This is a genomic window from Rhizobium alarense (assembly GCF_021555155.1).
In the GTDB taxonomy this organism is placed as follows: Bacteria; Pseudomonadota; Alphaproteobacteria; order Rhizobiales; family Rhizobiaceae; genus Rhizobium_D; species Rhizobium_D alarense.
In genome coordinates, this window is sequence record NZ_JAKGBU010000123.1 from 1 (window position 1) to 10,090 (window position 10,090).

Consider the following 10,090-nt stretch of genomic DNA (forward strand, 5'->3'; position numbering starts at 1 on the left):
AGTGCGGTTCGATCCGCGCCATCTGGCGCTCGCTCAACAAAAACAAATCATCCATCACGGCCTCCTGTCGGAAACCGTGAATCACATCTCAAACGAAATTAATAGGTCCTGAGCCTAGCGGGTCGCGACAAGGCCATGTTCGGTGACGATGCAGCTCATCGGCACATCATAGGACTGGGGATGGATCGTCGGCAGGCTTTGAAGCGAGTAGCCGACGCCGATAACGAGGGCTGGAGACGGAGAAAGCGCCGCCAGCGTCCGGTCGAAGAAGCCGCCGCCATAACCGAGGCGGTAGCAGGCGGGGTCGAAGCCGACGACCGGCGCGATCACGACGTCCGGCCGTGCGGTTTCTTCGGTCGCGGGAACGGGGATGTTCCACACGCCGCGCTCCAGCCGATCACCGTCCCGCCACGGCTTGAAGCGGAGCGGCGTCGCCTTGGCGACCACCACCGGCAGCAACGCCCGTCCGCCGCCGTGCCAGATCGCGCTTGCCAGGGGCCGAAGATCCGGCTCGCCGCGGAACGGCCAGTAGAAACTGACCGACAGACCCTCGAACGGTCCGATGCGGGCAGCAACAGCCGCTGCGATCCGCTCGGACCAGCGCTGCCGGCTTTCCGGCGCAAGCGCCATCCGGCGGGCGATGAGATCGTCGCGGCTTGCCTTCCGCCAGGCCATGACCTCGCCCGGCGTCGTCGGCGGCAGGCCCGCATAGGCGGGGTCGATTTCGTGCAACTGGCAGGCCGGCGACGAAAGCTCCGGCCGCTCCTCGGCATCGCGGGTCATGCGTGTCCTCCGCCTCCTTCATACGAAGCGTAACCGCCCGCGTACGCATTCGCGAGCGTCCTTTGATGTCGCCGGTTGTGAAAAGCGAAAGAGGCGCGGTGGTGGCCGCGCCTCTTTGTCATCCGGTGCCGGGACGCTCAGTCCTCCTCGACGAAGACCTCCTCGCGCTTCTTGCGCACGCTCGGCAAGAGCACCACGACGAGCACCGCGACGGCGATCATCAGCAGCCCGGCGCTGATCGGCCGGGTGACGAAGGTGGAGGGGTCGCCGCGCGACAGGATCATGGCGCGCCGCAGGTTTTCCTCCAGCAGCGGCCCGAGCACGAAGCCGAGCAGGAGCGGCGCCGGCTCGCAGCGCAGCTTGGCGAGCAGGTAGCCGATGAGGCCGAAGAACGCGACGGCATAGAGGTCGTAGACGTTCGAATTGACGCTGTAGACCCCGATCGAGCAGAAGGCCATGATGATCGGGAAGAGCACGTAGTAGGGGATCGTCAGCAGCTTCACCCAGAGCCCGATCAGCGGCAGGTTGAGGATCACCAGCATCAGGTTGCCGATCCACATCGAGGCGATGATACCCCAGAAGAGTGCCGGCTGTTCCGTCGCGACGTTCGGACCCGGCACGATGCCCTGGATGATCATCGCGCCGATCATCAGCGCCATGACCGGGTTGGCCGGGATGCCGAGCGTCAGAAGCGGGATGAACGAGGTCTGGGCACCGGCATTGTTGGCCGATTCCGGACCGGCGACACCGGCGATCGCGCCCTGGCCGAATTCCTCCGGCTTGTCGGAGATGCGCTTCTCGACCGTATAGGAGGCGAAGGCGGCGAGGATGGCGCCGCCGCCGGGAAGGATGCCGAGCGCCGAGCCGATCGCGGTGCCGCGCAGCACCGGCGCGACCATGCGCTTGAAGTCGTCGCGCGTCGGCATGAGGCCGCTTACCTTGGCGACCACCACCTCCCGCGTTTTCTCGCTTTCGAGGTTCCGCAGGATCTCGGCGATGCCGAACACGCCGACGGCCACCGCCACGAAGTTCAGTCCGTCGGCATATTCCCGGATGCCGAGCGTGAAGCGCGGCGTGCCGGTATAGATGTCGGTGCCGACAAGGCCGAGCAGCAGGCCGAGGGCCACCATCGCCAGCGCCTTGACGATCGAGCCGTGCGCCAGCGCGATCGAGGAGACGAGGCCGACGATCATCAGCGAGAAATATTCCGCGGCGCCGAATTCGAGCGCGATCTCGGTGAGCGGCGGGGCGAAGATGGCGACGAGGAATGTCGAGACCGTGCCGGCGAAGAACGAGCCGAGCGCCGCGATCGCGAGGGCGGCACCTGCCCGGCCCTTGCGGGCCATCTGGTAACCGTCGATCGCGGTGACGGCGGAGGACGATTCGCCCGGCATGTTGATCAGGATCGCCGTCGTCGAGCCGCCATACTGCGCGCCGTAGTAAATGCCGGCGAGCATGATCAGCGAGGAGACCGGCTCGAGCTGGAAGGTGATCGGCAGCAGCATGGCGATCGTCGCCGTCGCACCGATGCCGGGCAGCACGCCGATGAGCGTGCCGAGCAGCACGCCGATCAGGCAGAAGAAGAGGTTCTCGATCGACGTGGCGGTCGAAAAGCCGAGGGCGAGATTGCTGAAGAGATCCATCGAGGGCTCCTAGAAGCGGGTCCAGGGACCGAAGAGCTGGAAGGGGAGTCCGAGGCCGTAGCTGAAGACGGCGACGGAAAAGAGCGTAAGGGCGGCCGACAGCACCAGGGCGGCGAAGGGCGACATCTTGCGCGAGGCGAAGGACGCAATGAAGGCCGTGCAGAAGAGCGCCGGCACGAAACCGAGGCCACGCACCGTCAGCCCGAAGAAGATCGGAGCCGGCAGGATGAACAGCATGCCGCGCACGGCGATCGGCCCCATCGGCTCACCGGCGACGCGGGTCGCCTGCACGAGGATGACGGCGCCGAGCACGGTCAGGACGACGGCCAGCACCAGCGGAAAATAGCCGGGCCCCATGCGGAAGGCCGTGCCGATGTCCAGCGACAGCGATTGCCAGACGAAGAACAGTCCGGTGGCAATGAGCGCGCCGCCACAGACGCCGTTCGTCGGATCGATCGATACGGATTTCATGTTATCCCCCTTGATACCCGCAACACCGGCGGACGAGACTGCGCCGGCAGGCATCCTCCGTCCAGCCTGGAGCGAAGAACCGGCAGGCATCAGCCCATCTGCGAAGGCCTGAATGAAAGGCAACCGCTGCGGCACGTGTGAAAAAGGCCCCGCCGTCCTGTCGAGGAGGCGGGGCGTCGATCCGGTCCGCAATCAGTCGGCGTACTGGCCTGCGGCCTCGATCACCGGCTTCCAGCGGGTGATCTCGCTCTCGAGCTTCGCCTTGAGGGCGGCCGGCGTGGCGTCGGCGTCCGAGGACGGAGCCGTGCCGAGTTCGGCGAAGCGCGCCGCGACGTTCGGATCCTTCAGCGCCACCTGCAGGGCCTTGGCGAGACGCTCGGTTGCCTCGGCCGGCGTGCCCTTCGGGGCGTAGATGCCGTGCCAGATGCCGACCTGGAAGCCGGCGAGGCCGCTTTCGACCGCGGTCGGAACGTCCTTCAACACGTCGAGCCGCTCGGCGGAGGTCACGGCATAGGCCTTGATCGTGCCGCCCTGGATCTGCTTCGTCGTGTTGGTCGTCTGGTCGCACATGATGTCGACCTGGCCGCCGAGCAGGTCGGTCATGGCCGGGCCCGTGCCCTTGTAGGGAACGGTGACGAGCGGCGTTTCGATGGCGCTCATGAAGAGCATACCGCACAGGTGCGAGGCGGCGCCGATGCCCGCATTGGCGACCGTGACCGTGTCCTTGTTGGCCTTGGCATAGTCGATCAGGCCCTTGAGGTCGGCCGCCTCCATGTCCTTGCGCGCGACGATGGTCATCGGCACGTCGGTGACGAGGCCGACATATTCGAAGGCATTCAGCGTGTCATAGGCGAGCTTGCGGTAGAGCGTCGCGCTCGTCGCCATGCCGATGTGATGCAGCAGCAGCGTGTAGCCGTCCGGTTCGGCGTTCGCGACGCGGCCCGCGCCGAGCGTGCCGCCGGCACCGCCGACATTCTCGATGAGGATCTGCTGGCCGAGATCCTTCGACATGGCTTCGGCGACGAGGCGTGCGACGGTATCGGTCGGGCCGCCGGCGGAGAAGGGCACCACCATGGTGATGTTGCGCTCGGGATAGGTCTGGGCAACGGCGGATGCAGCGAAGAGCGACACCGCGGCCGCGGCGCCAAGAAGCGATTTCAGGATGTTCATCTGTTCCTCCCGGATGATGTGATGCCGCCCCGGGAGGCTCCTCCCACCCGATGCGGATGTCACCACAGAAGCGCGGGATTTGCCGATCTGCAAGACGGCAGCGGTGTCCGCGCGGCGAAACGATCATGTCGGCAAGGGCCGTGGGTGGATTCGTGCCCAAAGCCTCGTGCCGATGGGTGGAAATCCACCCATCGGCATCGCGTTCTTTCCCCGGTCCTCGCCGCATTCGTTGCTGAAAATTTCACGATCCCCGTGTAACGGTGGTTTTCAGCATGCCGATCGCCATATGATGGGGGCCGGAAACAGGGTTTGCGTCGACCCGGGGACGGACAGGAGCCGGGGCTTGGAGAATGACAGAGTGTCACAGTCTGAACTGCGTGACGTGAGGCCGGCACCCCGGCTGCTCGGCTCGAGCCGTCCGACCGGGGTCGCGCTCATATCGTCGATTTCGGCCGCCCGCTGGCTTCTGCTGCTGGTCATCGTTGCGGGCATCTACTTCTTTTATACATTCGTCGTGCCGGTTCTCGCGGCGCTGGTCATCGCCTTCGCGAGCTGGCCGCTCTACCGGCGGCTGCTTGCCTTCGTCGAGGGAAACCGCACGATCGCCGCTTCCGTCGCGATCGTGCTCATCCTCGGTTTCATCATCGCGCCGATCATGCTCGCCGTGACCTATGCGAGCCACGAGATTCGCGACTGGATCGGCTGGGCGGTCGAGACGAACAAGACCGGTGCGCCGACGCCGGCCTGGATCGCATCGCTTCCGGTGGTCGGGCCGTGGTTCGACATGCAGTGGAGCCGTTTTCTCGACCACCCCGGCGCCGTCGGCGAACTGACCCAGATCGTCAGCGGTGCGAACATCGCCAATATCTACCGCGTGGCGCTCGCCGCCGGCGGGGCGGTCTTCAATGTGCTGCTGACGCTGCTCTTCATGCTGATCGCGCTCTTCTTCATCTATCGCGACGGCAAGTCCTTCGTCGCGCAGGTGGACAAGCTCGGCGAGCGCATCCTGCCGGTGCGCTGGGAACGCATCTCGCGCATCGTGCCGGCCACGATCAGCTCCACCGTGACCGGCATGACGCTGATCGCGATCGGCGAGGGCATCGTGCTGGGCGTCGCCTACTGGATCGCCGGCGTCCCCTCCGCCGTCACGCTCGGCGCGCTCACCGGCCTGATGGCGCTGTTTCCGGGCGGCGCGCCGCTTTCCTTCACGCTGGTGTCGATCTATCTCGTTTCCAGCGGTTCGCCGGTCGCCGGCATCGCGCTCTTCCTGTGGGGATCGATCGAGCTCTTCGTGGTCGACAAGACGCTGCGCCCGCGCCTCGTTGGCGGACCGATCAAGCTTCCCTTCCTGCCCACTTTCTTCGGCCTGATCGGCGGCGTGAAGACCATGGGTTTCCTCGGCCTGTTCATCGGCCCCGTGCTGATGGCGTTGCTCGTCGCGATCTGGCGGGAATGGATGCGCGAGATCGACCTGCAGAACGAGGCGGAAGATCGCGCGGCGGCCGCAGCGGCCGCGGAAGCGGCTGCGCCGGCCTTCAAGCCGCGCGCCGCCAGCGAATAGCCGAGGCCGGGCCGGCGGGCGCTCAGGTGCCGTCGCGCAGCAGGTGTTTGTCGAGGCTGTGTTTCTGCATCTTCTCGTAGAGCGTCTTGCGCGAGATGCCGAGCGATTCGTAGACCGGCTTGAGGCTGCCGCCATGGGCGGCGATCGCCGCCGCGATCACGCTTTTCTCGAAAGCCGCCATCTTGTCCGACAGCCGGTTCGCATCAGGAGATGCCGAGGCGCCCGGATCTTCGGAAATGGGGTCGAGCCCGAGGACGAGGCGGTCCGCCGCGTTGCGCAGCTCGCGGACGTTGCCCGGCCAGTCCCGCTCGGCAAGCTCGGAGATCAGCGCAGGTGAAACCTCGACGTCGTCCCGGCCGTAGCGTGCGGCGGCCTCGCGCACGAGCTGCAGGAAGAGCAGCGGAATGTCGATCCTGCGCTGCGCGAGCGAGGGCACGCGGAGCGTCGCCACGTTGAGGCGGTAGAAGAGGTCGGCGCGGAACCGGCCGGACGCCACCTCGGCCTCGAGATCGACCTTGCTCGTCGCAATGAACCGGACGTCGAGTTCGACGCTTTCGTTGGAGCCGAGGCGCGTGATGACCCGCTCCTGCAGCACCCGCAGGAACTTTGCCTGCAGGTCGATGGGCATCGAGCCGATTTCGTCGAGCAGGATCGTGCCGCCGCGTCCGTGCTCGAACTTGCCGTAGCGTGGCCGGATGGCGCCGGGAAAGGCGCCGGCCTCGTGGCCGAAGAGCTCGCTCTCGATCAGGGTCTCGGGCAGCGCGGCGCAGTTGATCGCAATGAAGGGGCGGTTCGCCCGGGCGCTGATGTCGTGCAGCGCCCGGGCGACGACCTCCTTGCCGACACCGGTCTCGCCGATGATCAGCGTGTCGGCGTCGGAGGCGCCGATCGCCCGCAGCCGGTAGCGCAGGTCGACCATCGCGTGGGTGCGGCCCGGCAGCCGCGCCTCCACGTCGTCGCGCTTGCCGGCGACGGCGCGCAGCCGCCGGTTTTCGAGGACCAGCCCGCGCCGGTCGAGCGCGCGCCCGATCGTGCCCGCCAGACCCTGGATGTTGAAGGGCTTTTCGAGGAAGTCGTAGGCCCCCTCGCGCATGGCCTTGACCGCGAGCTGCACGTCGCCGTGGCCGGTGACGACGATCACCGGCACCTCCGCGTCGATCTCCCGGATGCGCTGCAGCAGCGTCATGCCGTCCATGCCCGGCATGCGGATGTCACTGATGACGACACCCGAAAAACTGTAGCCGACATGCTCGAGAACGCGTTCCGCATGCGCAAAGGTCTCGACCTCGAAGCCCGAGAGCTCGAGCGCCTGGGCCGTCGAGCGGCGCAGTTCTTCCTCGTCGTCGACGAGCAGGATCTTCGCCTCGTTCATTCCGCCGCCTCGCGGGCCTCTGCCTCGGCGGCGAGCTCGATGCGGAAGACGGCACCGCCGTCCGGATGGTTGGAGACGGTGAGGTTGCCGCCGAAATCCTTGACGATGTTGTAGGAGATCGACAGCCCGAGCCCGAGCCCGCGTCCGACCCCCTTGGTGGTGAAGAACGGGTCGAAGATGCGTTCGGCGATCGCGGCCGGCACGCCCGGTCCGTGGTCGCGCACGGTGATCACCACCTGGCCGGCGCTGCGCGCCGCCTGCAGCTGGATGCGGCGGTCCTCGAGGCCTTCGACGGCGTCCGCCGCGTTGGTAATGACGTTCACCAGCACCTGCTGCAGCCGGACGGAGCCCGCCCGCACGTAGATAGGGTCGTTGCCAAGGTCGGCTTCGAAGGTCGCGTCCGCCGCCGTCAGCCGCGCCGCAACGATTTCCAGCGTATCCTTCAGCGTGTCCTCCAGCGACACCGCGGCGAGCTTCTCGTTCGGCTTGCGCGCGAAATTGCGCAGGTGCCGGCTGATCGAGGCCATGCGGTCGATCAGCGCCGAGATGCGCCGCACATTGTCGCTGGCCTCGCCCGTGCGGCCGCGTTCGATCAGAACCGCCGCGCTGTCGGCATAGGTCTTGGCGGCGGCCAGCGGCTGGTTGAACTCGTGTGAGAGCGCCGCCGACATCTGGCCGAGACCGGCGAGCTTGCCGGCCTGGATGAGATCCGCCTGGGTCTGGCGGAGCTGCTGCTCCGTCGCCCGCCGTTCGGCGATCTCGAGCTCGATCTGCCGGTTGACGCGGGCAAGATCTGCCGTGCGCTCGTCAACCCGCCGCTCCAGCTCGTCGCGCGCCGCCGCCTGCATCTGGATGCGCTCGTTGAGTCGCGCCCGCCGCTGCAGGAGGATCGCAACGATGACCCCGGCAAGGCAGAGCATCAGCAGCGCCGCGATCGTCGTCGTCAGCGCCTGTGCCCTGACGGGCGCCGTGGCCGTCAGCACGTTGACCGTCCAGTCCGCGGCGTCCATGTAGCGTGACAGGACGAGATATTCCGTGCCCTTGCCGCCATCGCTCACCGTCATCAAGGCATGGCCGTCGAAGTCGCTTCTGGTGACCGGCAGTTCGCGCAGTTCGGCCTCGGCATAGCGGCGGGAGGCTTCGGTCCGGGCCCGTCGCTCCGCCGTCAGCGGCTCGATCGCCGCATAGAGCCAGTCCGGGCTGCCGCTCATGAAGATGATGCCTTCCGGATCGGAGACGAAGATGCGGTATTCGCCGCCCTGCCAGGACGCCTCGATGGCGGAAATGTCGACCTTGAAGACGATGACGCCGCGGATCTCGTCGGCGACGCGGATCGGCGAGGCGAAGTAGTAGCCGCGCTTCAGCGAGGTGGTGCCGAGCGCGTAGAACCGCGACTGCTCGCCCCTTGCCGCATCCTGGAAATAGGGCCGGTAGCTGAAATTCTGCCCGACGAAACTGGCCGGCCCGTCGTAGTTGCTCGCCGCGATCGTCTCGCCGTCCGGCGTCATCACATAGATGTCGGAGGACGCGAGCAGGCCGTTGATGTCCTTGAGATAGAGGTTGGCCGCCTCGCGCAGCCGCCTGTCGCGCGGCCGGGTCACCAGTTCCTTGATGTCGTCGTGGTCGGCGATGAGCGCGGGCAGTGCCTGGTAGCGGCTGAGGTGGCCGCTCAGCGCCGAGACGGCGAGCCGGAGCGCCGTGCTGGCGCGCAGCGCCGCACCGTCCATGTAGCGCTTCGTGGCAGCCTCGTTGCCGTACCAGGCAAGCGCAAGCGCCGCCAGCGGCAACAGGCAGAGCATCAGTGCAAGGCGGTGTTTCACGAACCCTCCGGCCTCCCGTGCCCCGTTCCGTTCATCCGGCAAATCGTACGAAGCATTCGGCCCGCAGACAAGCGGGGCCTGTGCCGGCGGGTTCCAAAGCGCCGGGCTTTGTGGCCATTATAGCGGCGGCCGGTCCATTCCGGCCGCACAATGGCGGCGCCTGAACCGGCATTATCGATAAGCGGGGGACGAACACCATGACGACGATTTTCGACGCTCCGGAGGATTTTGCCGCAACCGCGCTCGCCGGCTTCGCCGAGATCTACAGCCGGCATGTCCGCCTGGTGAAGGGCGGCGTCGTGCGCACCACGGCAGTGCCGGACGGCAAGGTGGCGGTCGTCGTCGGTGGCGGGTCGGGCCATTATCCGGCCTTCGCCGGCTATGTCGGGCCGGGCATGGCGGATGCGGCGGTTGCGGGCGACGTCTTCGCCTCGCCGTCGACCGCCGCGGTCGCGCGGGTCTGCCGGCAGGCGCATCACGGCGGCGGCATCCTGCTCGGCTTCGGCAACTATGCGGGCGACGTGCTGAATTTCGGCGTCGCGGCCGAGCGGCTGCGCGCCGAAGGCATCGACGTGCGCATCGTGCCCGTCACCGACGACGTGGCGAGCGCGCCGGCGGAGGCACGGGACAAGCGTCGCGGCATCGCCGGCGACCTCCTCGTCTTCAAGATCGCCGGTGCGGCGGCGGAAGCCGGCCTGCCGCTGGACGAGGTCGAGCGCGTCACGCGCCACGCGAATGCCCGCACCGTGTCTTTCGGCGTCGCCTTCGGCGGCTGTACGCTGCCGGGCGCCGCCGGACCGCTCTTCACGGTTCCGAAGGGCAGCATGGCGCTCGGCCTCGGCATCCACGGCGAGCCCGGCATCCGCGAGGAAACCATCGTGCCGGCCGGGGATCTCGCCGCGCTGCTCGCCTCCACGCTGCTGGCCGAGCGCCCTGCCGGCGCCACCCGGGTCGCCGTGCTGCTGAACGGCCTCGGCGCCACGAAATACGAGGAGCTTTTCCTGCTCTGGACCGCAGTTTCGCGGCTGTTGAAGGGCGCCGGGCTGCACATCGTGGCGCCGGAGGCGGGCGAATATGTCACGAGCCTCGACATGCAGGGCTGTTCGCTGACGCTGATGTGGCTCGACGAGGAACTGGAACGCTTCTGGCTCGCCGCCTGCGATACGCCGGCCCTTCGGCGCGGCGCGGCGCGTCCGTCCGCGCCTGCGACGGATGTGATCCCGGCGGAAGACGCGGCACCTGTCTACGGACCGTCGAGCGCGGCGGGCAG

Annotated in this window: 8 protein-coding genes; 2 read left to right on the forward strand and 6 right to left on the reverse strand. The window is 67.4% G+C overall.

Features of this window, described 5'->3' with window-relative positions:
- Positions 1-114: 114 nt before the first annotated feature.
- The 4 genes from LXM94_RS24175 to LXM94_RS24190 form a co-directional block, all read right to left on the reverse strand.
- Positions 115-783: a 5-formyltetrahydrofolate cyclo-ligase gene (locus LXM94_RS24175; protein ID WP_235774198.1), complete on the reverse strand. Its 669-nt coding sequence runs from the start codon at positions 781-783 to the stop codon at positions 115-117.
- A gap of 137 nt (positions 784-920) precedes the next feature.
- Positions 921-2,426 (reverse strand): tripartite tricarboxylate transporter permease, encoded by a 1,506-nt coding sequence (locus LXM94_RS24180; protein ID WP_235774200.1) that lies wholly within the window; start codon positions 2,424-2,426, stop codon positions 921-923.
- A gap of 9 nt (positions 2,427-2,435) precedes the next feature.
- Positions 2,436-2,897 carry a tripartite tricarboxylate transporter TctB family protein gene (locus tag LXM94_RS24185; RefSeq protein WP_235774202.1) on the reverse strand — a complete coding sequence of 154 codons (462 nt, stop codon included), beginning with the start codon at positions 2,895-2,897 and terminating at the stop codon, positions 2,436-2,438.
- A gap of 192 nt (positions 2,898-3,089) precedes the next feature.
- Positions 3,090-4,067, reverse strand: coding sequence for a tripartite tricarboxylate transporter substrate-binding protein (locus LXM94_RS24190; RefSeq protein ID WP_235774204.1), 978 nt, complete (start codon positions 4,065-4,067; stop codon positions 3,090-3,092).
- Between the two features lie 358 nt (positions 4,068-4,425).
- Here LXM94_RS24190 and LXM94_RS24195 point away from each other — a divergent pair, with 358 nt between their 5' ends.
- Positions 4,426-5,628: an AI-2E family transporter gene (locus tag LXM94_RS24195; RefSeq protein ID WP_408015694.1), complete on the forward strand. Its 1,203-nt coding sequence runs from the start codon at positions 4,426-4,428 to the stop codon at positions 5,626-5,628.
- Positions 5,629-5,650: 22 nt separating this feature from the next.
- Here the strand turns inward: LXM94_RS24195 and LXM94_RS24200 are convergent, their stop codons facing one another.
- On the reverse strand, positions 5,651-7,000 hold the full coding sequence (locus tag LXM94_RS24200) for a sigma-54-dependent transcriptional regulator (RefSeq protein WP_235774206.1): 1,350 nt from the start codon (positions 6,998-7,000) through the stop codon (positions 5,651-5,653).
- Complete coding sequence (locus tag LXM94_RS24205; protein WP_329605645.1) at positions 6,997-8,820, reverse strand: sensor histidine kinase; 1,824 nt, start codon at positions 8,818-8,820, stop codon at positions 6,997-6,999. The genes LXM94_RS24200 and LXM94_RS24205 overlap by 4 nt, the downstream gene beginning before the upstream one ends.
- A 197-nt stretch (positions 8,821-9,017) precedes the next feature.
- Between LXM94_RS24205 and LXM94_RS24210 the strand changes: the two genes are divergently transcribed.
- On the forward strand, positions 9,018-10,090 hold a 1,073-nt coding region (locus LXM94_RS24210; protein WP_235774208.1), incomplete at its 3' end, for a dihydroxyacetone kinase family protein.

Excerpts from the sequence above, each read along its gene's own strand:
- LXM94_RS24190 (WP_235774204.1), bottom strand. The coding sequence starts at position 4,067 with ATGAACATCCTGAAATCGCTTCTTGGCGCCGCGGCCGCGGTGTCGCTC.
- LXM94_RS24200 (WP_235774206.1), bottom strand. The coding sequence starts at position 7,000 with ATGAACGAGGCGAAGATCCTGCTCGTCGACGACGAGGAAGAACTGCGC.
- LXM94_RS24175 (WP_235774198.1), bottom strand. The coding sequence starts at position 783 with ATGACCCGCGATGCCGAGGAGCGGCCGGAGCTTTCGTCGCCGGCCTGC.
- LXM94_RS24185 (WP_235774202.1), bottom strand. The coding sequence starts at position 2,897 with ATGAAATCCGTATCGATCGATCCGACGAACGGCGTCTGTGGCGGCGCG.
- LXM94_RS24180 (WP_235774200.1), bottom strand. The coding sequence starts at position 2,426 with ATGGATCTCTTCAGCAATCTCGCCCTCGGCTTTTCGACCGCCACGTCG.